General features: G+C 50.5%; 23 protein-coding genes and 1 tRNA gene. 14 read left to right on the forward strand and 10 right to left on the reverse strand.

The window, feature by feature from the left end:
- Position 1: 1 nt before the first annotated feature.
- The 5 genes from pth to ispE form a co-directional block, all read right to left on the reverse strand.
- Complete coding sequence (pth, locus tag ACO6V1_RS04700) at positions 2-616, reverse strand: aminoacyl-tRNA hydrolase (RefSeq protein ID WP_422449428.1); 615 nt, start codon at positions 614-616, stop codon at positions 2-4.
- Between the two features lie 15 nt (positions 617-631).
- Positions 632-1,243, reverse strand: coding sequence for a 50S ribosomal protein L25/general stress protein Ctc (locus ACO6V1_RS04705; protein WP_209200009.1), 612 nt, complete (start codon positions 1,241-1,243; stop codon positions 632-634).
- 146 nt (positions 1,244-1,389) lie between these two features.
- Positions 1,390-2,331, reverse strand: coding sequence for a ribose-phosphate pyrophosphokinase (locus ACO6V1_RS04710; RefSeq protein WP_209275601.1), 942 nt, complete (start codon positions 2,329-2,331; stop codon positions 1,390-1,392).
- A 144-nt stretch (positions 2,332-2,475) separates the two neighbouring features.
- Positions 2,476-2,550, reverse strand: a tRNA-Gln gene (locus tag ACO6V1_RS04715).
- A gap of 85 nt (positions 2,551-2,635) precedes the next feature.
- Positions 2,636-3,604 (reverse strand): 4-(cytidine 5'-diphospho)-2-C-methyl-D-erythritol kinase, encoded by a 969-nt coding sequence (gene ispE / locus ACO6V1_RS04720; RefSeq protein WP_422449430.1) that lies wholly within the window; start codon positions 3,602-3,604, stop codon positions 2,636-2,638.
- Between the two features lie 189 nt (positions 3,605-3,793).
- Here ispE and ACO6V1_RS04725 point away from each other — a divergent pair, with 189 nt between their 5' ends.
- Positions 3,794-4,102, forward strand: a complete 309-nt coding sequence (locus ACO6V1_RS04725; protein ID WP_422466005.1) for a hypothetical protein — start codon at positions 3,794-3,796, stop codon at positions 4,100-4,102.
- 58 nt (positions 4,103-4,160) lie between these two features.
- On the opposite strand, the gene lolB is transcribed toward ACO6V1_RS04725, so the two are convergent.
- The gene (lolB, locus tag ACO6V1_RS04730; protein WP_422466007.1) at positions 4,161-4,784 is read right to left on the reverse strand and encodes a lipoprotein insertase outer membrane protein LolB; all 624 of its coding nucleotides are present in this window, start codon (positions 4,782-4,784) and stop codon (positions 4,161-4,163) included.
- A gap of 86 nt (positions 4,785-4,870) precedes the next feature.
- A complete protein-coding gene (locus ACO6V1_RS04735; protein WP_422466009.1) occupies positions 4,871-6,700 on the reverse strand; it encodes a tetratricopeptide repeat protein in 1,830 nt (609 codons plus the stop codon).
- 415 nt (positions 6,701-7,115) lie between these two features.
- On the opposite strand from ACO6V1_RS04735, the gene hemA reads away from it, so the two are divergent.
- The 13 genes from hemA to ACO6V1_RS04800 all read left to right on the forward strand — a co-directional run bounded on the left by hemA (position 7,116) and on the right by ACO6V1_RS04800 (position 21,250).
- Positions 7,116-8,420 (forward strand): glutamyl-tRNA reductase, encoded by a 1,305-nt coding sequence (hemA, locus tag ACO6V1_RS04740; protein WP_422449438.1) that lies wholly within the window; start codon positions 7,116-7,118, stop codon positions 8,418-8,420.
- A 45-nt stretch (positions 8,421-8,465) separates the two neighbouring features.
- Entirely contained in the window at positions 8,466-9,551 is a 1,086-nt protein-coding gene (gene prfA / locus ACO6V1_RS04745; RefSeq protein WP_422466011.1) for a peptide chain release factor 1, read from the forward strand.
- 3 nt (positions 9,552-9,554) lie between these two features.
- Complete coding sequence (gene prmC / locus ACO6V1_RS04750) at positions 9,555-10,418, forward strand: peptide chain release factor N(5)-glutamine methyltransferase (protein WP_422449442.1); 864 nt, start codon at positions 9,555-9,557, stop codon at positions 10,416-10,418.
- 209 nt (positions 10,419-10,627) lie between these two features.
- The gene (gene nhaA, locus ACO6V1_RS04755) at positions 10,628-11,803 is read left to right on the forward strand and encodes a Na+/H+ antiporter NhaA (protein ID WP_422466013.1); all 1,176 of its coding nucleotides are present in this window, start codon (positions 10,628-10,630) and stop codon (positions 11,801-11,803) included.
- A 197-nt stretch (positions 11,804-12,000) separates the two neighbouring features.
- Complete coding sequence (gene hemH / locus ACO6V1_RS04760; RefSeq protein WP_422466015.1) at positions 12,001-13,023, forward strand: ferrochelatase; 1,023 nt, start codon at positions 12,001-12,003, stop codon at positions 13,021-13,023.
- Positions 13,024-13,454: 431 nt separating this feature from the next.
- Positions 13,455-15,008 carry a 2-isopropylmalate synthase gene (locus tag ACO6V1_RS04765; RefSeq protein WP_422466017.1) on the forward strand — a complete coding sequence of 518 codons (1,554 nt, stop codon included), beginning with the start codon at positions 13,455-13,457 and terminating at the stop codon, positions 15,006-15,008.
- Positions 15,009-15,131: 123 nt separating this feature from the next.
- Positions 15,132-16,064, forward strand: coding sequence for a hypothetical protein (locus ACO6V1_RS04770; protein ID WP_422466019.1), 933 nt, complete (start codon positions 15,132-15,134; stop codon positions 16,062-16,064).
- A gap of 30 nt (positions 16,065-16,094) precedes the next feature.
- Positions 16,095-16,562, forward strand: coding sequence for a ribosomal protein S18-alanine N-acetyltransferase (gene rimI / locus ACO6V1_RS04775; RefSeq protein WP_422449452.1), 468 nt, complete (start codon positions 16,095-16,097; stop codon positions 16,560-16,562).
- A 264-nt stretch (positions 16,563-16,826) separates the two neighbouring features.
- Positions 16,827-17,798: a GIY-YIG nuclease family protein gene (locus ACO6V1_RS04780; RefSeq protein WP_422466021.1), complete on the forward strand. Its 972-nt coding sequence runs from the start codon at positions 16,827-16,829 to the stop codon at positions 17,796-17,798.
- Between the two features lie 67 nt (positions 17,799-17,865).
- The gene (locus tag ACO6V1_RS04785; RefSeq protein ID WP_422466023.1) at positions 17,866-18,066 is read left to right on the forward strand and encodes a hypothetical protein; all 201 of its coding nucleotides are present in this window, start codon (positions 17,866-17,868) and stop codon (positions 18,064-18,066) included.
- A 66-nt stretch (positions 18,067-18,132) separates the two neighbouring features.
- Positions 18,133-19,230 carry a tRNA (uridine(54)-C5)-methyltransferase TrmA gene (trmA, locus tag ACO6V1_RS04790; RefSeq protein WP_422466025.1) on the forward strand — a complete coding sequence of 366 codons (1,098 nt, stop codon included), beginning with the start codon at positions 18,133-18,135 and terminating at the stop codon, positions 19,228-19,230.
- Positions 19,231-19,313: 83 nt separating this feature from the next.
- Complete coding sequence (locus ACO6V1_RS04795; protein ID WP_422466027.1) at positions 19,314-20,492, forward strand: hypothetical protein; 1,179 nt, start codon at positions 19,314-19,316, stop codon at positions 20,490-20,492.
- Positions 20,493-20,581: 89 nt separating this feature from the next.
- Positions 20,582-21,250, forward strand: a complete 669-nt coding sequence (locus tag ACO6V1_RS04800; RefSeq protein WP_422449462.1) for a SanA/YdcF family protein — start codon at positions 20,582-20,584, stop codon at positions 21,248-21,250.
- Between the two features lie 121 nt (positions 21,251-21,371).
- On the opposite strand, the gene ACO6V1_RS04805 is transcribed toward ACO6V1_RS04800, so the two are convergent.
- Genes ACO6V1_RS04805 through ACO6V1_RS04815 form a run of 3 tightly spaced genes read right to left on the reverse strand, consistent with a single transcriptional unit; the run spans position 21,372 to position 25,263 of the window.
- The gene (locus ACO6V1_RS04805; protein ID WP_101744791.1) at positions 21,372-22,079 is read right to left on the reverse strand and encodes a CpsD/CapB family tyrosine-protein kinase; all 708 of its coding nucleotides are present in this window, start codon (positions 22,077-22,079) and stop codon (positions 21,372-21,374) included.
- Positions 22,076-24,919: an SLBB domain-containing protein gene (locus ACO6V1_RS04810; RefSeq protein WP_422466029.1), complete on the reverse strand. Its 2,844-nt coding sequence runs from the start codon at positions 24,917-24,919 to the stop codon at positions 22,076-22,078. Before ACO6V1_RS04810 ends, ACO6V1_RS04805 begins: the two co-directional genes overlap by 4 nt.
- Positions 24,916-25,263: a hypothetical protein gene (locus ACO6V1_RS04815; protein ID WP_422449466.1), complete on the reverse strand. Its 348-nt coding sequence runs from the start codon at positions 25,261-25,263 to the stop codon at positions 24,916-24,918. The genes ACO6V1_RS04810 and ACO6V1_RS04815 overlap by 4 nt, the downstream gene beginning before the upstream one ends.
- Positions 25,264-25,266 lie beyond the last annotated feature (3 nt).

The raw sequence follows: 25,266 nt of genomic DNA on the forward strand, positions 1-25,266 counted from the left end.
CTCAGGCAGAGAACGTATGCAACTCCTGCACCGCTTTGGATCGTTTGCCATTCAAGGCTTCAGGTGTGACCCGGATCGATTCATCAATAACCGCATCAATCTTTTGCCGCTCTGCAACCGATGGTTTGGTCAACACATAGTTCACCACATCTTTGCTGTTGCCGGGATGGCTGATGCCAAGCCGAAGCCGTAAAAACTCACGACTGTTACCAAGGGAAGAGATAATATCTCTGAGACCGTTATGACCACCATGGCCGCCACCCTGCTTCAAGCGGCCAACGCCAGCGGGCAGGTCAAGCTCATCGTGAACCACAAGGATAGATTCAGGAGGGATTTTAAAGAAAGTCGCCATGGCAGCAACAGCCTGACCACTTCGATTCATAAAGGTTCCAGGATTGAGCAGGCGAACTTCCTGTCCGCCTATCAGCACCCTGGCAGTCATGCCAAAAAACTTCTTTTCTGGCTGCAAGATAGCACCGTAGCTTCTTGCTAACTGCTCAACGTACCAGAAGCCGGCATTATGGCGGGTATCTTCGTACTGTGACCCGGGATTTCCCAGACCCACAACCAGTCGAATCGACTCATTTGAGGGTAAAAGCTCCGAAGATTTTGCCATAACGCCTCCTTCTGCTTACTCTTCGCCAGCTTCTTCAGCAGATGCTTCTTCGTCAGAACCACCGCGAGTAGCCTGAACACTGGCAATGTCCAGATCCTGACCGTGAGCGATAACTTCAACGCCCGCAGGAATGGTCAGGTCGCTCAGGTGAACGTGGCCGCCCACTTCAACCTTGGCCATGTCAACTTCGATGAACTCTGGCAGGTCACCTGGCAGACACTTGATTTCCAGATCCACACGGTTGTGTACGATCGCACCACCCGCTTTCACACCGACACACTCTTCTTCATTGATGAAGTGCAGAGGAGCGTTGGTAGTGATCTCATGGTCCGCATCAACACGCAGGAAGTCCATGTGCATGGCGAACTCTTTAGCCGGATGACGCTGCAGGTCCTTCAGGATAGCCTGCTGCCTGGTGCCATCGACCGTCAGGGTCAGAACCTGAGAGTAGAAAGCTTCAACTTCCAGAACCTTACGGATGGCTTTACCTTCCAGAGTGATCTGTACCGGCTCAGCTTCACCACCGTAGATGATACCAGGCACCAGGTCAGCACGACGGAGGCGGCGGCTCGCACCTTTCCCGATATCCTTACGCGCTGTTGCGTTTAAAACGATTGCTTCAGACATGATAATCTCCAATAGACCTGCCGCCGCCTTGCGACCAGGCAGCGTCAGGCTGTTCAAACAGAACCCCCCAAAGGGATTCAAAGGTGCGATATCATACCGGCATGGCGCAAAAAAGCAAAATATGTTTCCCGCACCAGACTGGGTATTTACTGAAACATCGCACTAATGGATTCGGCATTACTGATACGACGCACAGACTCAGCCAGCAGAGTAGACATATCCAGCTGACGAATCTTATCCAGCGCCTGGGCCGCCGGACTCAGAGGAATGGTGTTGGTCACCACCAGCTCATCCAGCTGGGAGTTGGCAACATTTTCCAGGGCACGGCCAGAGAGGATCGGGTGAGTACAGTAGGCATAAACGGCTTTTGCTCCCTTCTCTTTCAGGGCAGCAGCGGCCTGACACAGGGTACCGGCCGTATCCACCATATCGTCAACAAGAATACAGGTGCGCCCGGACACATCACCGATGATATTCATGACTTCACTCTTGTTGGCCTCTGGACGGCGCTTATCGATAATAGCCAGGTCAGAGTTCAATCGCTTGGCCACGGCACGGGCACGAACGACACCCCCATGGTCCGGTGAAACCACCATCACATCACTGTAATTACGACGCTCAATATCGTCCAGAAGAATGGGTGAACCGTAGACGTTATCCACAGGGATATCGAAGAAGCCCTGAATCTGGTCCGCATGCAGGTCAACCGTTAACACACGATCCACACCCACACTGGCAATCATATCCGCCACCACTTTGGCACTGATCGGTACACGGCTGGAACGGGGGCGACGATCCTGACGGGCATAACCAAAATAAGGCAGAACGGCCGTTACACGAACCGCCGAAGAGCGACGCATGGCATCCGCCATTACCAGAAGCTCCATCAGGTTATCATTGGTCGGCGCACAGGTTGACTGGATGATGAATACATCCCGGCCACGGACATTTTCCTGGATTTCTACGGCGCACTCGCCATCACTGAAACGGCCAACGTAAGCCTTGCCAAGTGGGATATGCAGGTGATTGACAACTTTGTGAACCAAATCCGGATTTGAGCTGCCGGCAAACACCATCATTTTCGACACGGGAAATTACCTTGCTTGGGTACTGGGCGTAGGTGGAAAAATCGAGTAACGAGAGAGGGTTCAGGCAGGGCACTGCCTGAAAAATCAGCATCAGTAGATGACAGGAGACGACTTTCGGTGTGACGGAGAACACGGACAGAATACTGGCTGGGGTGGAGGGATTCGAACCCCCGCATGTCAGGATCAAAACCTGATGCCTTACCGCTTGGCGACACCCCAGTAAATCTCTTTATCAATCCGCGCACAATCCAGGCCGATTTATCGTAGTTAACACCAAAACAGTCTTGAGCGATAAACAAACAGATTACGCAGTAAGCGTAAAACCTGCCTGCTGCAAAGCCGTATGCAGGGGCGAACGATTAATGCCGCGCGCCACGAAGCTGTGTAGCTTTGATGTATCCTCTGCAATCTCAGGACGAGTGACGCTTTGAGTCAGTTCAGCCTGTGCCGTTAACGCCTGTTCACGACTGGCAAACCGGGCAAATACTGATGCCCCGGAACCACTCATCATGGCCCGCCCGATGCTTGAATCTGCGAGATTATCCAACAGAGAGAGCGTTTTATCAACCTCGGGATACAGTGAACGAACCAGAGGTTCGAAATCGTTTCGCCGCTGTTGCCTGTGATGCCGCTCCAGATAGTTACCCGGAGCCTGATCAAGGGCCGCCCCCTCTCGTTCAAGGACGTCGCGCACTGTAATTGGCAATGAATCTCTTGTCAATTCACTGTGGCCATACATCGCAGCGGTATTCACCTGAGCATTGGGAACCAGAACCAGAAACCACGCTTCCTGAAGCTCGATTGGAGTAAGAATTTCACCCACCCCTTCGGCAAAAGCGCTGTGCCCGCGCACAAACACCGGAACATCGGCCCCCAGTCTTAAACCAAGTGCCGCCAGCTGATCAATCGAAAGGCTCAGCCCCCACAAGGCATTAAGTCCTAACAGAGTGGTCGCGGCATTGGAACTACCACCACCAAGCCCTCCCCCCATGGGCAGCTGTTTATCAAGATGAATCTTTGCACCAAGACGACAACCGGTCTCCTGTTGCAGAAGACGGGCGGCCTTAACAATCAGATTATCCTCATGCTCCACTCCTTCAAGGTCAGTAACCAGCTCAATACCCGAATCACTGCTGGTGATAGTCAGCTGATCACCAAAATCCAGACATTGAAAAAGTGTTTGCAGATTATGATAGCCATCAGGTCTGCGGCCAGTGATATGCAGAAACAGGTTCAACTTGGCAGGGGCTGGCAACACTAATTCTGTCAGCATCCAGAATACTCCAAAAAAAACACCGTCATCATAATGGCTCAAAATGCCCAGGAAAGCATTAAGACAGAAGTACTCGAAGAAAAACATCCAACCTTGAACTTAACACCGGAAAACAAGGTCTGATTGATCACTTTTGACCCATCACTTAATTGCAAATCATTCACCCTGACTCAAACGAGGATGGTAATTATGGGCTATGACTTTCAGATGAAAGGGTATGGTGAAGATACTTTCGTCAATTGTTCCTATAACGTAACACCAATGTTTTGTGCTGCAAAACCAGGCACAGGAATACATGTTATCGAAGGCATGACAGGAAGCCGTGTGGTAAAGCCATTATTGGAAATTCGCAACTACATGGTCGAAAACAGGGCTGCAATGGAGGCCCTGAACCCACCAAATGGCTATGGAAGCTACCACGATACCGTTTATAGAGTGTTAGACAGATTAATAACCATTTCTCAATACAACCCGGAAGGCATCTGGGAAATACTCTGACCCGGGAATGACCTCCCCACTTGCCACCATTAACATAGGCAAAAACTGACTGGCAGTATTAAAGCTGCCAGCTACTCACTATCAGACTCAATCGAACATCACCACGGCTTACAACCAGGCGGACAGGTAATCGCTGACTGCCACTCAATCCGTATTGCTGGTAAGCAACCACCCAACCCTGCTGTTCAATTTTGTCAGGGTATCCCAGGTTATTCAGCTGGACCCTGGCATCATCGCCAGGCACTGGCAACCCCCGGACCCAGTACTTCAGATTACTGACCGGAAACTGCCACCCGGTCAGCGAATACAGCAGCATCTCCGGTGACGGACCATAACGGGTTTCATCCGAGGCAGTGACCGACACACCCTGACGCCCCCCCGAGATACGAGCAATGGATGCACCCAGGGGGCCATCCAGAGCCAACCTGTATTGATCACCTTGTTGTTGCCAGTCAAGCGACATCGTACCTGATTGCCCTGGAACCTTCATGTTAAGACGGCCGGTCATATCCCAGGCCTGAATCAACCCCAAACGTTCCTGGTGCCTCTGCCAGCGCTGTTCTCTCTCTTCGCCACTGACCTGCCTGCCCGAATCAACCGTTCGGGAAGCACAGCCGGCAAGGATGAAAACACACAGAACCAGTAAAATTCTCAAACCAGAAAAGTACTTATCAACACCCATTCCCATATACACCAAGCTATTTTATGCGCACACACCGCAAAATCTTCTTCAGACCACTGAAGGCGTGGCATTTACTGTTAAAAAAATCACGGCGCAGTACTGACTGTTTCTGCCTGACTCTTGGGATCACCCCCTGTGAGCCGCCCCATCGTATCCTTTAAAATCTGACTATCAGGGCTTTTCCGCAGCGCTTCCGCCCACAGAGACCGGGCAGCATCCTGCTCACCTTTCACCCAGAGCACCTCACCCAGGTGAGCAGCGATCTCCGCATCAGGAAACTGGCTGTATGCCATTCTCAAATACTTCTCTGCCTGATCCAGGTTCCCGAGACGAAACTGCACCCACCCCATGCTGTCCAGGATAGCCGGATCCTCGCTGTTCAAATCATAAGCCTGTAAAATCAGCGCTTCCGCTTCTTTAACCCGGTCGGTTCGATCAGCCAGGGTATAGCCCAGGGCATTCAATGCCGCAGCATTGTCAGGATCAAACGCCAGAATAGAACGCAGATCCTTCTCTAACCCCTCCAGATCATCCAGCTTTTCATAAACCATCGCTCTTGAATAGAGAAGATTGACCGATTCAGGGTTTGTTTTAAGTGCCCGTTCAAACAATATCAGCGCCTTGCCCAGCTGACGATCATTAACCAGAAGCTCTCCCTCCAACAGGAAAAGCGACTCCATCCGGGCAGGATGACGGCTTCTTGCTTCCCCCACATGGGTCAGCGCCTCCTCCAGTTTGTTCTGCCCAACCAACATCTGAGTCAGTGCCACCTGAGCCGCCATAAACTCCTTTCCGGGACCTACAGAAAGATAATGCTCTTTGGCAGCAGAATATTTTTCCTGCTTCTCACTCAAACGTCCAAGATAGTAATGGGCTGTATTGTTTCGCTCACCAAGGGCCAACAGCTGTTCAAAGTACTGCACAGCTTCCTGCTCCAGACCATTTTCTGAGGTGATAAGTGCCAGAGACAAGACAATATCACTCTCTCCGGGAGCCCTCTCAAGCAGAATTTCAAACTGCTTCCTTGCCAGGTCGAGCTTACCGGCATGAACAAGAACTCTGCCATATAACAAGCGCAGGCGGTTTTTCTCCGGGTGACGCCGAATCGCGTCAGCAAGCATAATTTCAGCTTCAGCATCCCGTTTCAATTTGTGTAAGGCCCGCCCTTTCACCATCATGGCAGGGACAAACCCGCGATCCTGCCGCAGAAGCTCATTAGCCAGAGTCAGTGCCGATTCAAACGCACCGGTCTGCTGACGCAAAATGGCTCTACCCAACTTCAGCACAGGATAATCCGGGTAAGCCTGAGACAATTGGTCAAACTGTTGGATAAGTTCAAGCTGGCTATCTGTAGCCAGCCGCCCCTGCTCGTTGCCAGCGGCACTGGCAAGCACATCAAAGGCCGGACTGCCCCCCAAAGAAAGTTGTTGACTCATCCGGGCAAAGGCCCGGTCATACTGACCGGCATACACCAGCTCAAGAGCAGACCCATGCAGTGCATCCGGGTTTTCCGGCTCCAGTTCGACCCAGAGTAATGAAGCATCCAGCGCTGCCTGTCTTGCCCCTACATAAACGGCAACCTGGTAGGCTCTCCGGGCTACGCCAATATCTCTGGTTTTGTGTGCCTGTTTTAAATAATTGCCCAGCGCCAGATCATAACGCTGACGCTGACCGCCAATCTCTGCCACCAGCAAATCATAAAGCGTCTCCGCGGCAAAAGGGGTAACAGGCTCATCAACCCCGGCATGTGATTGACCGTTCGTTGCAGTTACAGCGCTATGATCCACTTGCTGAACATTCTTAATGGCACAACCCGCCAGAAAAACAGCAAAAACAAGCGTCAACTTTTTACAATATTTTCTGAAAACCTCAGCCCCGTTGATGAATAATTCAGCCCCGGCAATCGTTCTAATCATGGATGGTATGCCCTTTCCCCTGATTTCCATTAAAAAACGTGAAGAGAGTTTGCAGTTACACGCTTTCCATTGCAGAATTGATCGGCCGAAACACCCATCAATCCAGCAGCCCCGCTCCTGAGTGTGAACCTGATAACTGCGATTGAAGTATCGGACATGGTCATAAGTCAGAAAAAACATAAGCAGGATTTGCACAACACTCCAGCAATCAAGAGCTTTCCTGAAAGAAAGCCTTAAGCAGAAAATGTCAGGCCTTGCCCCCCTTCACCAGGGAATGCGCCTCTGAAAGCATTTTCAAATGAACAATTGAGCGACATAACTCCCTGCCCAGATGGCATTGAACGCCTTATAATCCGGGTACGGATATGTCAGCCAATCTATAGTAGCAGTGAACCTGGACAGCAACAGAGGTCTGATGGGGTATATTACCGCCGGTATCAATCACAGGACAGCACCAATCACATTGAGGGAACAGGTCGCCTTTTCTGCTGAGCAGCTGTCCGATGCGCTGCAAAGCGCCAGAATCCACACTGGTATTGAAGAAATTGCCATCCTGTCTACCTGCAACCGTACCGAAATCTACTGTGCTATTCACAGCTCCGGGGCCGAAACAGTCAGACAGTGCTACGACAAACTGATTGACTGGCTGAGCGGTTACCATCAGACCAACGGCAAATTACTATCAGAACACAGCTACCTCTTCCATGATGAACAGGCGGTCCGCCACCTGATGCGGGTTGCCTGTGGGCTTGACTCCATGGTGCTTGGCGAACCCCAGATTCTGGGACAACTAAAATCCGCATACGCCAGCGCACAGGAAGCCGACACCACCGGCCCTGGTCTGAATCGATTGTTTCAGCACAGCTTCACCACGGCCAAACAGATTCGCACAGAAACCGCTATCAACGCGCAGCCGGTATCCGTTGCCTATGCCGCTACCGGACTGGCCAGACAGATTTTTTCTGACCTTAGCGAAAATACGGCATTACTGATCGGAGCCGGCGAGACCATTGAACTGACCGCACGACACCTGTGCCAGCAGGGCGTTGCCAATATTATCGTGGCCAACCGTACCTTGGAGCGAGCCCGGCGCTTGACCGACATGTTTGGCGGAAAAGCCGTCCTGCTATCGGACCTGCCGCACATACTCCATGAAAGCGATATTGTTATCAGCTCCACCGCCAGCCCGGTACCGGTGCTCGGCAAAGGAACGGTTGAAAAGGCGCTGAAGCAGAGAAAACACAAACCCATGTTTATGGTGGATATTGCGGTTCCCCGGGACATTGAACCCGAGGTCAGTGATCTGGCTGATGTTTTTCTCTACACAGTGGATGACTTGCAGGATGCAATTGAAGACAATCTGCAAGAGCGCAAAAATGCAGCCCAACAGGCTGAACGCATGATTGAGGCCGATATCTTTGAGTTCATGACCCGCCTGCGTGCGCTGGATGCCGTCAGCCTGTTACGCAACTATCGCCAGAGCACCGAAGCGATCAGAGACCTGGAGCTTGAGAAAGCACTGCAATGGCTGGCCAGAGGCGGCAGTCCGGAAGAAGTACTGCAGCAATTTGCCCGCTCGCTGACCAACAAACTGATGCACCACCCCAGCGTACAGCTGAAAAGTGCTGCCGCAAAAGGGCAACATGAAAAGCTGGAGTGGGCCGAGAAACTTCTGGGCCTGAGCCCCAGTCGTCAATCCGATTCAACTCAGGATGCCTGATGGCATTCTGAATCCACCCTTATATAGACACCTTTTACAGACATCATGAAAGAGTCCATTCTCGTCAAACTGGAAAACCTCGGTGAGCGCTTCGAAGAGCTTTCCGCACTGTTGAGTGACCCCGGGGTTATTGGTAACCAGGATCAGTTCCGCAAGCTCTCCCAGGAATACGCTGAACTGGAACCGGTGGTTAAAGCCTACAAAGAGTATGACCAGGTACTCAGCGACAAAGCCGAAGCCGAAGCCATGATGGCGGAAGGCGACCCGGACATGACGGAACTGGCCCGCGAGGAACTGGCCAGTTGCGAACAACAGCTGCCAGCAATGGAACAGAATCTTGAAGTGCTGCTGTTACCCAAAGACCCAAGGGACGGCCTGAACACCTTTCTGGAAATCCGTGCCGGAACAGGCGGCGATGAGGCCGCCATTTTCGCCGGCGACCTGTTCAGAATGTACTCAAGGTACGCAGAAAAACGCGGCTGGCGAATTGAGGTGATCAGTGCCAGCGACGGTGAACACGGCGGCTATAAAGAGATTATCACCCGCGTTATTGGCAGCGACGTCTACGGTCGAATGAAGTTTGAGTCGGGAGCCCATCGCGTACAGCGGGTTCCTGAGACTGAATCCCAGGGCAGAATCCATACCTCTGCCTGCACCGTTGCCGTGATGCCGGAGCCCGATGAACAACAGGCGATTGAGATCCGTAAGGAAGACCTGCGCATCGATACCTACCGCTCATCAGGTGCCGGTGGTCAGCACGTCAACACTACTGACTCAGCCATTCGTATCACCCACCTGCCAAGCGGTATTGTGGTTGAATGCCAGGATGAGCGCTCACAGCACAAAAACAAGGCCAAAGCCATGACCTGGCTGGCGGCCAAACTTCAGGATGCCCAGGATGCCGCTGCCGCGAAAGAGATCAGTGATACCCGGAAAAGTCTGGTAGGCAGTGGTGACCGTTCTGAGCGTATTCGTACCTATAACTATCCCCAGGGGCGGGTCACCGACCATCGTATCAACCTTACTCTTTATAAATTGCCGGAAATCGTGGAAGGTGAACTGGACCCGGTTATTGACCCTCTGCTGCAGGAGCATCAGGCTGAGCTATTGGCCAGTCTGGCTGGCGAATAAGTCATGAGCAGCGCCCGAATTGACACCGCCCTGGCAAAAGCATCCCGCATGCTTTCTGCCAGCCCCACTCCCAGGCTTGATGCAGAACTGCTGCTGGCACATGTTCTCCACAAGCCACGCAGTTATTTTTTTACCTGGCCTGAAGCGCTTCTGACCAGTGAACAGATGGCTCAGTTGGTAAAGCTCGTCGATCAACGAAAAGCAGGACATCCCATAGCCTATCTGATCGGGCAACGGGAGTTTTGGAGCTTGCAGTTAAAAGTTACCGAAGCCACCCTGATCCCAAGGCCAGACACCGAACTACTGGTTGAGCTGGCACTTGGCTTAGATAGCACGCTGGATCAAAACACCGAATCAACAATGAAAGTGGCCGACCTGGGAACCGGTACCGGCGCAATAGCCCTTGCCCTGGCAAAGGAACGGCCGAACTGGGAAGTTACCGCTATCGACAAAAGCCCGGACGCCCTGGCTGTTGCGGCAGAAAATGCGGTGATCAATGATATCCGGAATACCGTATTTATTGAGGGTTCATGGTGTTCACCACTGGCTGAAGGCTCAATGGATATGATCGTCAGCAACCCCCCCTACATTTGCAGCAATGACCCGCACCTGAAAGAGGGAGACGTTCGCTATGAACCCCTGTCAGCGCTGGTCTCTGGAGTGGATGGACTGGACGATATTCGTGTGATTGCCGAACACTCACTGCAAAGCCTGAAGCCCGGGGGATGGCTCCTGTTAGAACACGGCTATGACCAGGGCAGCCCTGTCCAGACAATCCTTTCCCGGGCAGGCTTCACACAAATTCGCACAGAAACCGATCTGGCCGGTCATGACCGCGTAACCCTTGCCCGCAAACCTGCGGCCTGAACTACCAATAACCCTATAGGCTTACTCCGTACTGCCGCCATAAGTAATAGCCCGTAATACCAAGCGGCATTCAGTGCAGATAAACTGAATGCTATTTTTTGCCCGCTGGACCAACGTACTTGTCAAGCAACAACTGGCATGAAATCCTTACGGAGATACTGGTGTAATCAATGGGCTACGGGCGGTTATAGCGGGCACCTGGAGAAAACATGTTTGCCAGACGATTTCATAGCTTCTTGCAGCAGGATTACGCCATTGGCGTACTGCTTTTTATCGCCTCAGCACTGGCGATGCTCGCTGCCAATACACTTTTTGCAGAGTATTATGACTTACTGCTATCAACCCCCATCCGTTTTACCGCAGGCCCCCTGGATATCCACAAACCACTGCTGCTGTGGATTAATGATGGTCTGATGGCAGTTTTCTTCCTTTTGATCGGCCTCGAAGTTAAACGGGAAGTGCTTGCAGGGGAACTCAGTACTCCGGCTCAGGTTATACTGCCAGGTATTGGTGCCATCGGCGGAATGCTGGTACCGGCACTCTTCTATGTTGCTTTTAACTACTCAGACCCTATTGCCATTAAAGGCTGGGCAATCCCCGCCGCCACTGACATTGCCTTTGCCGTAGGCATTCTTGCCTTACTCGGTAAACGCGCACCCGCATCACTGATGACATTCCTTCTGGCCCTGGCCATCATTGATGATCTTGGTGCCATCATTATCATTGCCATTTTCTACACTGAAGAGCTATCTCTGATGTCCATGGGCATTGCCTCTGTCTTACTGGCAATCCTGGCTTTCTTCAACCATAGGGATGTTACCAGGATCGGACCTTACATGGTTGTCGGCGTATTGCTCTGGATCTGCGTGCTAAAGTCAGGCGTTCACGCTACGCTGGCTGGCGTGCTTCTGGCATTTACCATTCCATTGAAAACCGTTGACCGCAGCGGTCGATCACCGCTGAAAGCCCTGCAACACAACCTGCACAGCAGTGTTCATTATGTCATTTTGCCTATTTTTGCCTTTGCCAACGCCGGACTTGAACTGAATGCCGAACAGATCAAAAGCCTGTTTACCCCAATTCCCCTGGGGATTGTGGCCGGCCTCTTCCTGGGCAAACAGATTGGCGTATTCAGCTTCTGCTGGCTGGCGGTTAAATCCGGACTGGCCAAACTGCCCACCGGAACCAGCTGGCTCCAGATGTACGGCCTCTCTATACTCTGCGGTATTGGTTTTACCATGAGTCTGTTCATTGGCTCACTGGCCTTTGAAAACGTGAATACCAACTACCTGGTATCAGATCGCATCGGCGTACTGGCTGGCTCCATACTCTCCGCTGTCTTTGGCTTTATCACTCTTTACTGGGCCGGACGCAAACAGGCCTGAGCCTGTTTCCGGCCTCTGAACAGAGGCCGGAACTCTCAACCAACAAGAAATGACACCATTCTCACCAAAGTCTCTGCAAAGCTGTTAAACTCGCTGTCAATTAATCAATCCTGAAGTACTCCACCCATACGATCCAACCTGAACAATGAAAAGGAATTGGCGGTACTTCTGACAAATCATAGAGAGCTCTTTAGCCCATGGAAAACAGAGGCGTTTTGCTGGTTAATCTGGGGTCACCGGACAGCACATCTGTTGAAGATGTTCGAAACTATCTCAATGAGTTTTTGATGGACAAGCATGTGATTGACCTGCCATGGGTGATTCGCAGGCTTATCCTCAGCCTTTTTATCTTACCTTCCCGTCCGGCAAAATCCGCTGAAGCTTACAGCGCCATCTGGACTGAGCAGGGCTCACCACTCATTGTCAACAGCGAAAAGTGCGCGGAACAGCTCAGAGAGCGCACCAGCATCCCGATTGAGCTGGCCATGCGCTACGGCAAACCGGATATGGCAAAGGCCCTGAGCAATCTGGCAAAGCAACCGGGCATTGAAGAGATCCTGCTGTTCCCACTCTACCCACACTACGCCATGTCATCGGTAAAAACCGTGATTGAACGGGCCAAAAGCCTGATGCAGGAAATGGGCATCACCCTGCCGCTTCGCGTCCACCCGGTGTTCTATGATCACGATGGCTACATTGAGGCGCTGGTCGAAAGTGCAAAGCCCTGGCTGGAAAAAGAGTTTGATCACCTGGTGTTCAGCTACCACGGCGTACCAGAGCGCCACATTACAAAAGATGACCCAACCGGCAATCACTGCCTGAAAGATAAAAGCTGCTGCCAGAAAACCTCCATTGCCCACAAAACCTGCTATCGACATCAGGTATATCAGACAACAGAGGCCTTTGTTGAAAAAGCAGGCGTCCCGATCGATAAATACAGCGTTAGCTTCCAGTCCCGACTGGGAAAAGCCAAGTGGCTGGAGCCAAATACTCTGGATGTTCTCAAGCAACTGGCAGATCAAGGAGCCAGAAAAGTACTGGTTATCTGCCCTTCTTTTGTTTCTGACTGCCTGGAAACGCTGGAAGAAATCGGCATTGGGGCCAAAGAGGAGTTTATTAAAGCCGGGGGTGAGTCACTGGAACTCATTCCCTGCCTGAATGATCATCCAGCCTGGATAGACCTGTTGAAGCAATGGTCAGAACACCCTCTGACTCATTGATGATAAAAATGAGTGGGCATGAAACATGCCCACCACCCCATATCCATCTTGTATCCTGCAAACTCTGCCTTTATAGTACAACTACCTGGCCGATCTACGTATTTCCCTCAAGAGAAGGGCGCAATGAGTAGCGTGATAAACTGGCAAAGACTGTACGTTGATATCAAAAGTAATAATAAGACTTCTTACCAGGAGGGAGTTCTTCTCCTGCCTGAAACTTTCTTCGCTCCTGCTCGCCTGCTACTTCTACTACTGCCTTAGGGCATATTAATTACTATCTCCCCCAATACCCGGCCTTGATGGCCAAACCGCAAGACCACTGATAAAGCGGACTTGCCAGACAAGATTGCTGCGCAGACAAAACAAGTTACAGCAGCATAGCCAATAAGAAATTGACCAGCCTTTCGGACAGCAAAGGCAAGGGATACACCATGAACAACAATCAAGTTGTGATTTTTGATACCACCCTGCGCGATGGAGAGCAAAGCCCCGGCGCAGCCATGACCCGTGATGAAAAATTACGCATAGCCAGAACCCTGGAAAAACTGCGGGTAGATGTTATTGAAGCCGGTTTCGCCATGGCCAGCCCGGGTGACTTTGAAGCCGTCAAAGCCATTGCCACCAATATCACGGAAAGCACCGTATGCAGTCTCTCCAGGGCACTGGAAAAAGATATTGATCGGGCCGCCGAAGCCCTGAAACCAGCCAGACGGGGCCGGATTCATACCTTTATTGCCACCTCTCCCATCCATATGCAGCACAAATTGTGTATGAACCCGGACGATGTGATCAAACAGGCCGTATTTGCCGTCAAACGGGCCAGAAACCACATTGACGATGTTGAGTTTTCCTGTGAAGACGCCGGCCGTTCCGAAATAGATTTTTTGTGCCGTATTATTGAAGCAGCCATTGATGCCGGTGCCAGAACCATCAATATTCCAGATACCGTTGGCTACGCCCTGCCACACCAGTTTGGAGAAACCATCAAAACCCTGATGGAACGTATCCCAAACGCTGATAAAGCCATCTTCTCCGTTCACTGCCACAATGACCTTGGCCTGGCTGTAGCTAACTCACTGTCTGCCGTTGTGAACGGGGCACGTCAGGTTGAATGCACCATCAATGGATTAGGGGAAAGGGCGGGCAATGCCTCGCTTGAAGAGATTGTCATGGCCATTAAAACCCGGTCGGATTGTCTGGGAGTAACCACCGGTATTAACACCACTCAGATTGTACCGGCTTCACGACTGGTTTCCTCCATCACCGGCTTCCCGGTTCAACCCAACAAAGCCATCGTGGGAGCCAACGCCTTTGCCCACGAGTCTGGCATCCATCAGGATGGTGTACTGAAGCACCGGGAAACCTATGAAATCATGTCTGCCGAAGATGTCGGCTGGAATACCAACCGGCTGGTACTTGGTAAACTGTCTGGTCGCAATGCCTTCAAAACCCGAATGGAGGAACTGGGCATATCGTTCAGCAGCCAGGACGACCTGAATGATGCCTTCCAGCGTTTTAAAGTTCTGGCGGACAAAAAATCGGAAATCTACGACGATGACCTTCAGGCACTGGTGAGTGATGCCCGCAGCAGCAGCGAGCTGGTGGAGAAATATAAACTGATCGATCTGAATGCCAGCTCAAAAATTGGCAAAACACCGGAAGCAACACTCACCCTGGCAATCAACGGAAAACAGCAGACGGTATCCAGCAGCGGTGATGGTCCTGTTGACGCCATATTCAAAGCCATTGAAAAGCTGGCCAACTCCCGGGCCAGGCTGGCACTGTATAACGTCAGCGCCATTACAACGGGCACTGACTCCCAGGGTAAAGTCTCTGTCCGGCTTGAGGAAAATGGGCAGATTGTCAATGGCTCCGGGGCTGACACCGATATCGTCATTGCTTCCGCCAAAGCCTACATCCATGCCCTCAACCTGTTGGAAGCCGATATCACCAAAGCCAATCCACAAACCGGGGGAACGGTTTAATCAATTTGGTTTGATTAAAATGCCAACAGGATCTTTCAATGATACTATTGGCTTTTTAATCTTCCTTCTGCTCTTACCCTTGAGAGCAGCAACCGTAAATAGCGGCAACCATTGAGAACCAACATGCAGGGCGAAACCGTTGACCACCCTTCACCATCCAACAGTGATCAGGCTGTCGACAGTTCTGCAGCAAAAATTCAGATTGCCCACCGGGAAAAACTCAGACAGAACTATTTGGGAGCCATGGGCATACAAACCTGGTTTCCCAGATATCAACTGACCAATGCTCAACCAGCCAGACCTTTTGACTGGATAGCAGAGGACGCCCGGGCACTTGCCGAAGCAGAGTCAGCTCAGGCTGTTTCTGGCACTGAAATCAGCTCAGCGTTTAACCAGCAGAATGCCAGAGAGCAGCCCCAGACAGGATACTCGCCGACCAAGCCAGTAGATATCCTTGGGCAATTTATTACCCCATCCAAACCTGTTGAGGACATCAAACAGGAAGCTCAACCTTCACCAGAGCCTGTAAAACAGCTGTCAGGCTCCGTCAGCAAATTCCGTCTGGTGATAAAACCCGTCAGCGATGACTGCCTTGTGGTGGCCGAAATGCCACACTCCGGACTCAACCAATTCAGCCGCTACCATCAACGCCTTTTAGATGACATTCTCAAAGCACTCAAGCTCAACCCGGAAGGTGCACAGACTGTTCGTGAATTTGTCTGGCCCATGAGCGAAAGCCGGGGCCTGCTGAGCCAACTAAGCCAGGATGACTACGCTGCCGCCGATGCCGTCTGTGCTTATCTGAGCAACCAATACGGCTTATCCCGCAGAAAGGTGATTCTGTTATTTGGCCAGTCAGCGGCCAGGTTTGTTATGGATCCGGAGAAAGATTTTGAGCAACTACGCGGCATCCAGCCGGGCACTCATACAGGCCAGTGGTTTGCTGTAACCCATGGGCTGAATGAACTGATGAAACAGTCCATACTCAAAAGGGAAGCATGGCAGGATCTGGCTCCGCTACTCACCAAAACACCAGACACACAGGGCAATGCCTGAAGATCAAACGATTCAGATAAATCATCAACCATGACACAACCCTCACTCACGTTTCGCCCCATGCTGGAAAGTGACCTGGAACAGGTCAATGCCGTGGAGCAACAGTCAGCAGAACACCCCTGGCGAAAAGCACACTTTTCCGCCAGCCTGTCCTCCGGCTATACCTGCGAACTGGCAGTGCTTGATGGCAGAATTGTAGGACACTGCGTCATGATGACGGTAGCCGGCGAAGCCAGCATTCTGATTCTGACGGTGGACAAATCTTTTCAACGGCGAGGTATCGGTCGGCAGCTATTGCAACACATGCTGCAGACAGCAGGACAGTCTGGCTGCAACACCATTCTGCTTGAAGTCCGCCGCTCCAATATCAAAGCCTTCAACCTTTATCTTCATGAAGGCTTCAGCGAGATCGGCATCAGGAAAAACTATTACCCCATGGGCAGGGGTTGGGAAGATGCCATCGTGATGGCAATGGAACCTGATACTTTCCTCAGCTGACAACAACTGACAACAACTGAAAACAACAGCTGCTCTGGAAGCGACTTATTCCTAATAAACTCGTCAAGTTACCGCATTAAACGACAATTGCATCGTATTAGCGCAATGGGTCTTCGTGTGAACGATAAAGTCATCGACCAGGCTTCAAAATCAAACCGGACATCGTAAAAAAAAACTACAAAATACGAGCTTTCCACCCCTGCACAGGGATAAATTGACAGGTATAATCGCGCCCCTGTTTCAGTCACAGCAAGGTCTTAAGCGTTGATTATCTTCACCGTCACCAACAAAACCACCTCTCAAGTCTATGTTGGGTCAACCCGCAATGACCTGGTTGACCAATGGGAAAAAATGGTGGCTGCAGCCGAGCAGAATCTTGACTACCCGCTATACCAGGAGATCCGTGTACACGGCAGGGATGGCTTTGTCGTTGAAGAGTGGGATTTCGTAGAAGACCGCAATGAGCTGAACGCGCTTGAACAGGAAGCCATTGAAACGCTGGGTGCTCGCAGTCTCCGTGGCTATAAAACCAGCACCGTCAAGATCCAGCCTAAAAAGAAAACACGAACCCGCAAGTCCAGCGTGGAAAAAGAGCTTGCCAGCATCTTTGACGAGTTCGACGGCGACATGGATGACTTTGATGAGATTTCTCCAGAGCCGAAAAAGCAGACGGAAGAGAAAACCGCAACACCACAACAGCCCGGCATTGCACAACCAGTGACGCCTGTTTCTGTTGAACGCGTCAGATCACCGGACATCAAACTGGATGTTTCTACCGCACAGGAAAACGCAGCAGAAGCCCGGAAAGAAAAGCTGGTGGCAAAACCGGAAAACGGCTCTCAGGTGAATGCCGTTGTGCAAATGAACAACATCTGTCTCAGCGACGACATTTCGGCCCAGCTTGAAGCCATTCAGGCAGCAGCCAACGCCGTCCTGTCAGGAAACAGCAATGCGGTTGAACTCCTCAACAGCAAACCAGCCGCTCCCGTAACGGTTGAGATCGAAGTGGCTGAACCGCAGCCTGAGCCAGTGAAAGCGGCTGAACCAGAGATCATTATTGAGCTTGACCCACGGGAACAACGCATCCGCGAAGCCATTGAGCGGCACCGCAAAGCCAGGGCCCAGAAGACGTCGGATAGCCAGGCATCCGATCGCCAGCAAATTGAACAACTGCTGGCAGAACTCACCGCAAGAGCCATGGGCATGAATAGCCAGAGCGTGGCTGTCGCTGCCTGATTCCTTATACCGGCATTTTCTTCCCCTGAACGTGCCGGCCACCCTACCTCACATCTATACTTGGGCTATGAACAAGCCCAACGATCGCTCACTTGAACATCTTCAACAAGCACTTCCTGGCAAACTCCGGGAAGCCTGCCATGTTCTGCAACGATTTGAGCAGAGAATGATTCTGATCAGCCATCGCAGTGATCAAATCGCCTTAAAAATGCAGCAAATCCGGAAAGACATCCAGCAGTCAATGCATGGCCACTCAAATCAATCATAAACCACGCTTCACGCCCATGCTATTACGGCCCATAATATGGGCCGTTTTTATTTGATCACGAGCGCTATGTCCCTACCAACAGTCCAACCCGAAAGGTATGAACAGCAACTGGCCCAAAAGGCCAGCAGCATTTGCAGCGAGTTTGCCGAATTCGATATGCCTGAACTGGAACTTTTCCGCTCCAGGTCGGACCATTACCGGATGAGAGCAGAGTTTCATGTCTGGCATGAGGGCGATCACTGCTACTACCGAATGTTCGATCCACAAACCAGGCAGCCCTTTGAAGTCACCTCCTTTCCCAGCGGCTCCGAAACCATTAACCGGTTAATGATGCCCTTGATGGAGGCTATCATCGCCAGCAGCCATCTGAAGAAACGGCTTTTTCAGGTTGAATTTCTCACCACCCAGACAAAGGAAGCCCTGGTTTCACTGATCTATCACCGCCAGCTGGATGATCAGTGGCAACAGGAAGCAACAGCACTGCAGGAACAGTTTGGCATTGCCATTATTGGACGTGCCCGCAAACAGAAACTGGTGCTGGATAAAGAATATGTCACTGAAACATTGACCGTGGATGGCAAACCATTTTATTACACCCAGGTAGAAAACAGTTTTACCCAGCCTAATGCCAGTGTTAATGAGCACATGCTTGCCTGGGCCAGTGGCACCGCACGAGCGATTACGTCCGACCGTAGCAGTGATCTGTTAGAGCTCTATTGCGGAAATGGTAATTTCACCTGCGTGCTTGCCAGACATTTTACCCGGGTACTGGCCACTGAAATTGCCAAAACCTCAGTCCATTCGGCCCGGGAAAACTTTAAGCTGAATAATGTAGAGAACGTAGAAATCGCCCGTCTATCCAGTGAGGAGTTGACCCAGGCCATGAACAGGGAACGGGCATTTCGCCGCCTGAGTGAGATCGACCTGGACAGCTATGATTTCTCAACCATTCTGGTGGATCCTCCCAGGGCAGGTCTCGATGAAGGAACAGAAAAGCTGGTGCAGAATTTCGACAATATCCTGTACATTTCCTGCAACCCTGAAACGCTCAGGAAAAATCTGTCAACCATTTGCCAGACCCATAGAATCGAAAAAATCGCCCTTTTTGACCAGTTCCCATACACTCATCACGCTGAAATGGGCGTTCATCTGATTCGGAAATAGTCAGATTTACACTCCCCGGCGGGACTCCTACCTTGATTCTTAGGAAGAAAAAGTTTTAAGGAAGTTCTCCGGGGTAGCCTCACGTGAAAAACAACAAGCTGAAATATCTGCCAGCATCCATCATTTTCTCTGTTTTCTGGCTTTTCTTTGCACCGACTTCTTACAGCAGCGATGCGGACTATATCAAAACTGCGGTATTGTTCGTGGCCTATGACCAGGGGGAAAGCAACGCTTTCCTGCGTATTCAGGAAAAACTGAAAAACGCCAATATTCCCTACCGGATATTGGCGATGGGCCGTGCTGCTGAAGTCTTCAAAAATGACCCGGCTCTGATTCCATTCGATAGATTGACCCACAACGAAGCGCTGTATGAAAATCGCGACCATCTGCTTAACCAGAAGCTGGTTTACCAACTCGCTGAAAGCATCTCGACCAAAATTGTCTATACCGGTATGGCAAGTCGGGCACAGGCTCAGATTGCCAATATCTGGGAGAGAAGAGGTGCCAGGGTCATCGCATTTTATGATAATTTTGAGCCAGTTGATTCCATCAGCTATGTACAGCCTTTTTTAGAAGAGCTGAGCTACCTGGACGAGTTCCATGTCCCCAGTAAAACCACCGCGCTTAGCTTTCAGAGCATCGCTGCCTCCCTAGGAGCAGCAGTGACCGTTACCGGACAGCCCGCACTGGAAGACTGGGACAAAGTCTATGATGAGACCGATATTTTCCTATTACGCGACACCCTCAATATACACCCGGAGCAGCCTGTAGTGTTGTTTGCCGGTGATTACAGCAGCAGCTATCCCAAGGCTTTTCAAACCTTTATTGCAGCAACAAGGAAGCTGCCCAACATTCTTTTTCTGGTTTCATATCACCCCAAGTTTGGTGGTGAGCTTGAGCGCAGGATCATTGAGGCTCAATCGGACGGCAATGTCCATCTGTTACACCACGGCACTTATTCCACCGCATCACTGAGCACCATTGCCTCTGCGGTTATTGTCCATAAATCATCCGTCGCCCAGCAGGCCATCTACCGGGGCAAGCCGGTCATCTATGTGGCTGATGAAAACTATCAGAACCTGATGCTGACCGAACAGCTGGCCATTCGCGCATCAAACCCGGATCCTTTGGCCGTCATGATTTATGCTCACATCAGGGGCTTCAGGCCACCGGCGGTTGCCGAAAGCCTGGGCATACCGGATGCGCCCAGCAAAACCATAACAAAGCTGATGATTGATGAGCTAAGACGAATGTCTGATTAAAAATAGAGAGTTTTTTGATTCACTGGCTTTATAGAATGTACGCAATGTGATCTACTCAGGAATGATGTGACTCGCATTGAAGGTATACGATGGGTGTCCGAATACCCCATGTACTGATTTTTGTCAGGCTGGCCATTCTCTCTACCATTGTCTTGCTGGCATTGACTGTACTTTGCAACTTGATGGTGGCCAGGGCAACCAATAACGCCCTGTACTCTAACCTGAGCAAGCTCCCCTATAATCAGGTTGGTGTTTTGCTGGGTACCAGCAAATACTCTCGCCTGGGCGGCTTTAATGACCACTACCGGCTCCGGCTGGAAGCAGCCTTCCAACTCTACCAAGCGGGTAAGATTGATTACATTCTCATCAGCGGCGATAACAGCACCCGTTTTTACGATGAACCAAGCACTATAAGGCGTGACCTGCTAAAGAAAGGCGTCCCTGCAGAACGCATATATCGCGACTATGCCGGTTTCAGAACGCTTGATTCCGTTCTCAGGGCACATCATGTTTTTGATTTGGATAGCTTTACAATTATTTCCCAGGCTCCACACAATAAGCGGGCTCTGTATATCGCCATGAATCATGATATTGACGCCATTGCCTTTAATGCGGGCGAGGGCTATGACATTGATATCAGCAATAGAGCCAGAGAGATGCTTGCCAGGGTACTGGCTGTGCTGGAGGTACATTTTCTCAATACTGGCCCTAAATTCCTTGGCCCGACCATTGAGATTGGTGTTACGCCCCCTACCTGATAAACAATACCGTTTTCATCTATCTACGGGACAAAACACTACCAGCAGAGCCCCTTTGATATTTCACTGTGTGCTACGACAACCTGTTTGATGACGCAGATAACCAAAGGGAACACAGCCCCTAAAGGTCAATATTAAAGAACGAAGATTTTTTAACGTAATTTCTGACTTTCTGCATGGCATTAGGAAACCAGTTGTCCAGTCGACGGGTTTCCCGGCAAATTTCATCCGCCAGGCGAGGATTTAGAAAATCATTATAAACAACACCAACTAATGACACATCATGCTGGGTCAGCCTGTCCAGTGCTGTTTTGAATTGTGTTTGTCGAGTCACTCCAGCCATGACGATCATGATTGTTCCATCAACCATGGCACAAATGGACTCTGCGGGAATATTATTACGATTCCTGGCATTTACCGGGGAGGTATCAAAAATCACCGCGTCATAGTTTTCCAGCCAATGCTCCATAAGCTTGCTCATGTTGGTAATACTGCGGAATCCAAGCACATCCGTATCACAAGGAGCCGGCAGTATATCCAGGTTCACATCGTCCGAACGCATAATACAGCCATCAGCAGACTGAGGATTGGGCAACCAGTCGGTATGAATATGCCCGGAAATATCACCCAGTTCAGGGTGCAGCATGTTCACTTCCACCAGCAACGTTCGCTTGCCATCGATTTCACTGCGCTGACTTAACGCATAAGCCAGGGTACTGCAGCCCTCTTCCGCATTGGCGGAAGTAATAGCGACCGAACGCAACCCTTTACCAATACTGTTGCCATATACCTCTTCAATCTCCAGATAGTTAATGGGTAGCTTGATCATGGCGTAAACCATCCCAGATTGGTGAGGAATTGAATTACCGTCAAAACAGCGGCCGCATCAGCAACCAGCCCCATGAGAACATTCCAGTTTGATTGTGATAATTCTGGCACAAAGACCGTATCACCAGCCCTTAACACCGGTAACCGTGAAGCATCCGGGTCTTTCATAAATTCCACCAGATCAAATGTCGCCGTCCGGTTCTCACAACAGGAACTGTTGACTATGAGTATTTTCTCAACATAAGCGGTCTCCTTTGGTCCTTTCGCCTCTGCCAGTAAATCCAGAATGGTCATGTTATTGGTAAATTCATAACGGCCTGAGACAAAAACAGCACCCATAATCCTGACCGTATCTTCAGGTTTTTTCTCAACCCATTTACGTGCTCTGGATGGGAAAAAGATAGAGTCACCGGGTTTCACTTTTGGTAGCAAACTGTCATCACCCGTTTCAAAATATCTCACAAGGTCAAACTTGGTGACTCTGGGAGCTCCCTCATTGCGATGAACGATTCGAATCTGGCTCAGGTCTGCTTCTTCTGAAGGTCCTGAAGTAGCACCGACTATATCCAGAAAGCCCATTTCATTGTTAAAAGCGTAGCGCCCCGGTGTTTTAACAGCACCCATAACGTAGATGGCATTTTCCTTTGGTAACTTAACCCAGCTGGAAGTATTGGCTGATGGGTTCTCCGGCAACTCGGGAATAACGATCGTTGTACCACCCGTCAGTTGAGGCATATCTGACCATGACCCACCAACTTCAATAAACTCCTGCATATTGAACTCAATGATATTCCGCTGATCATTGGGGCCTGGCTTAATAACTTTCACATGGGCGAGGTCTGCTTTATCAGTCGGGCCACCAGCGTTACTGATATAATCCATAAAATCTACCGAAGGTGCCCACTCATAGCGGCCGGGCTTTTTAATAGCCCCGAGTATCTTCAGTGAGTCATCAGTTTCAAGCTTGAGCCAGGACTTATCATCCTCAGGACCTTTTTCGGGGAAAAACACCGCATCGCCCGAGTCAATCGAGGGTATGCTGCTGGTTCGTCCTTCGGTAAAATCCTGAAAGTTAAATGGTACTACTGTACCATTATTTTTCAAAATCCTGACCGAACGAATATCGGCATATTGGGTAGGGCCCCCTGAGCTAGCGAGAATATCCAGAAAACCAACGCCTTCAGATGTTTCGAATGCACCGGGCTTCTGAACCTGTCCCATCACATACACTTTACGCGCGCCACCAGAAACAGAATCAACCTGCTGAGCAACATAGATGGTTGATCCCGGCTCCAACATTGGTAAATCTTCATCTTTTCCACTGTCAAGAAACTTCTTAAGGTCAAACAGCTTGGGCTCTGTACCAGAAAGCAACCGAATCTGTTCAACATTGGCATAGCGGGTAACCCCCCCGCCTTTCAAAATGGCATCCACAACATTAATGCCTTCCTGGTAAGGAAAGCTAACGGGCTTCAGCACTTCACCAAATACCTTGATCACGGTCCTGTCAGAAACAGAATCAAGCGCCTTATCATCTACGGCTCTGGGCTCTCCGTGCACACTGCTCAAACCAGGTGAGGTAGGCACAAAAATCTCATCCAGAGACTTTATCTCCGGAAGAACAGAGGGGTCCCCGGTATCCAGATAGCGTTTAAAGTTAAAGACGTTTTTCTTACCATCCCTTCTCAACTGAAGCCTATCCAGCTGGGCACCATCAACGAAGCCCCCTGCCTCGGTAATCGCCATTTGGATATTACCGGTACTGGGCAGTTCGACCTCACCCGGGTTGTTGACAAAACCCAATACAGTGATCAGTAGCCGTTTTTCCTTCAAATGAATGGTCAGTTTATCAAGCCCGAGAAACACATCGGACAACGCCGTATAAATGGCTTTATCTGCAGCCCTTAACGTAAGGTCGGCTACTTTCAACTGCCCTACTTCAGGCAGGTGGATAGTCCCATCTCTGCCAATAAGGAAGTTCGTATTAAACCCCTCTTCCCCCGGCAGCCCTATAACCAGAATATCCCCTGACTGCAACTGATAATGTACAGGGTCTCTCGTCCGCCCTGATGATTTATCAACCTCAACGCCTGATACGTCAGCTACTTCCGGGGTAGCCACCTCCGCAGTCGCCGATTCTGGCCCCGTCAGAACAGTCTCCTCTTCGCTTACCGGTGCAGCCAACATGTGAGCTTCTATGCCAGCGCTTTGATTGTTTTTCAAACCAGGTTGAGGTGAAACTTCTTTTTTACTGCCCGTCTGCTTCTGCGGATCAACTGTTTTTTCAGGAGTTTTCTCCCGTAAAGAAATCAGCACAGCATCATCGGCTTCCAGCTGCCATTCCCCTGACTGTGCGGCTGGCACTTTAATATGCTGGCTGTTCCTGATCAGGGTAAAATCTGCATCAACATCAGTATCGTCAAAAAAAGTGTGGTACGAATTAAGACTGGTTAACAATGAGTCAATGGGAAAAGGGTACTTCCCGGGATTTTGGATATCACCGAGGATGGCAATGTTGATCAAACGTTCCGGGGCAATATAGTTTATGCTCTCTACATTATAAGATTCACCAGTTTTACTGAGTATTTCAGAGGAAGCAGCCTCTTCATCCATTCCCATCAAATTGAGAACCATTCCATCAGGAAAAGTGACTGCCACCGCCTCATCAACTCGAAGAAGCGGCACAGATTCTCCACCATCACTCAGCTTTATGAGGAACACTCCACCTTTTTCGATGGGTGCATTGGCAAGTACTCCGCCAGAATAGACGACGAATAACAGGAAAACTGCCAGAGTCTGCAATAGCCTGCTGCAAATACCTGTGCAATGGAGAGTCTTCATTGAGGCACCCGCATAAACAGCCATAAATTTACAGGTCTTGGCCAGTCTGAAAGCCCCAGAACAGAGTCTTTCGACCGTAATGGTTTGTGGCCCTCTTGAATCAGCCCTGAAGCATACTGTAAAGGGCATCCGCCATCTTCAGCCATCGCCTCCATGATCAAACGAACCTTTTCCAGGGCCACAAATGATTCACTGAGTTGATGACTGGCATCGCCCAGAAGGTCACCATCAATCTCATGCCTGATAAGCCGATGCTTATCATTGATTAAGCTCATCTGCCCGGGAAGGCAATATTCACCACCAGCGTCTTTGAGCTCAATATATCTGGATTGGCTGATATTCAATAA

It is taken from the genome of Endozoicomonas sp. ALC013 (assembly GCF_049310205.1).
Taxonomy (GTDB): domain Bacteria; phylum Pseudomonadota; class Gammaproteobacteria; order Pseudomonadales; family Endozoicomonadaceae; genus Endozoicomonas.

Coding starts and splice junctions, on each gene's coding strand:
- pth (WP_422449428.1), bottom strand. CDS start 616: ATGGCAAAATCTTCGGAGCTTTTACCCTCAAATGAGTCGATTCGACTG.
- ACO6V1_RS04705 (WP_209200009.1), bottom strand. CDS start 1,243: ATGTCTGAAGCAATCGTTTTAAACGCAACAGCGCGTAAGGATATCGGG.
- ispE (WP_422449430.1), bottom strand. CDS start 3,604: ATGCTGACAGAATTAGTGTTGCCAGCCCCTGCCAAGTTGAACCTGTTT.
- ACO6V1_RS04725 (WP_422466005.1), top strand. CDS start 3,794: ATGGGCTATGACTTTCAGATGAAAGGGTATGGTGAAGATACTTTCGTC.
- lolB (WP_422466007.1), bottom strand. CDS start 4,784: ATGGGTGTTGATAAGTACTTTTCTGGTTTGAGAATTTTACTGGTTCTG.
- ACO6V1_RS04735 (WP_422466009.1), bottom strand. CDS start 6,700: ATGATTAGAACGATTGCCGGGGCTGAATTATTCATCAACGGGGCTGAG.
- hemA (WP_422449438.1), top strand. CDS start 7,116: ATGGGGTATATTACCGCCGGTATCAATCACAGGACAGCACCAATCACA.
- prfA (WP_422466011.1), top strand. CDS start 8,466: ATGAAAGAGTCCATTCTCGTCAAACTGGAAAACCTCGGTGAGCGCTTC.
- prmC (WP_422449442.1), top strand. CDS start 9,555: ATGAGCAGCGCCCGAATTGACACCGCCCTGGCAAAAGCATCCCGCATG.
- nhaA (WP_422466013.1), top strand. CDS start 10,628: ATGTTTGCCAGACGATTTCATAGCTTCTTGCAGCAGGATTACGCCATT.
- hemH (WP_422466015.1), top strand. CDS start 12,001: ATGGAAAACAGAGGCGTTTTGCTGGTTAATCTGGGGTCACCGGACAGC.
- ACO6V1_RS04765 (WP_422466017.1), top strand. CDS start 13,455: ATGAACAACAATCAAGTTGTGATTTTTGATACCACCCTGCGCGATGGA.
- ACO6V1_RS04770 (WP_422466019.1), top strand. CDS start 15,132: ATGCAGGGCGAAACCGTTGACCACCCTTCACCATCCAACAGTGATCAG.
- rimI (WP_422449452.1), top strand. CDS start 16,095: ATGACACAACCCTCACTCACGTTTCGCCCCATGCTGGAAAGTGACCTG.
- ACO6V1_RS04785 (WP_422466023.1), top strand. CDS start 17,866: ATGAACAAGCCCAACGATCGCTCACTTGAACATCTTCAACAAGCACTT.
- trmA (WP_422466025.1), top strand. CDS start 18,133: ATGTCCCTACCAACAGTCCAACCCGAAAGGTATGAACAGCAACTGGCC.
- ACO6V1_RS04800 (WP_422449462.1), top strand. CDS start 20,582: ATGGGTGTCCGAATACCCCATGTACTGATTTTTGTCAGGCTGGCCATT.
- ACO6V1_RS04805 (WP_101744791.1), bottom strand. CDS start 22,079: ATGATCAAGCTACCCATTAACTATCTGGAGATTGAAGAGGTATATGGC.
- ACO6V1_RS04810 (WP_422466029.1), bottom strand. CDS start 24,919: ATGAAGACTCTCCATTGCACAGGTATTTGCAGCAGGCTATTGCAGACT.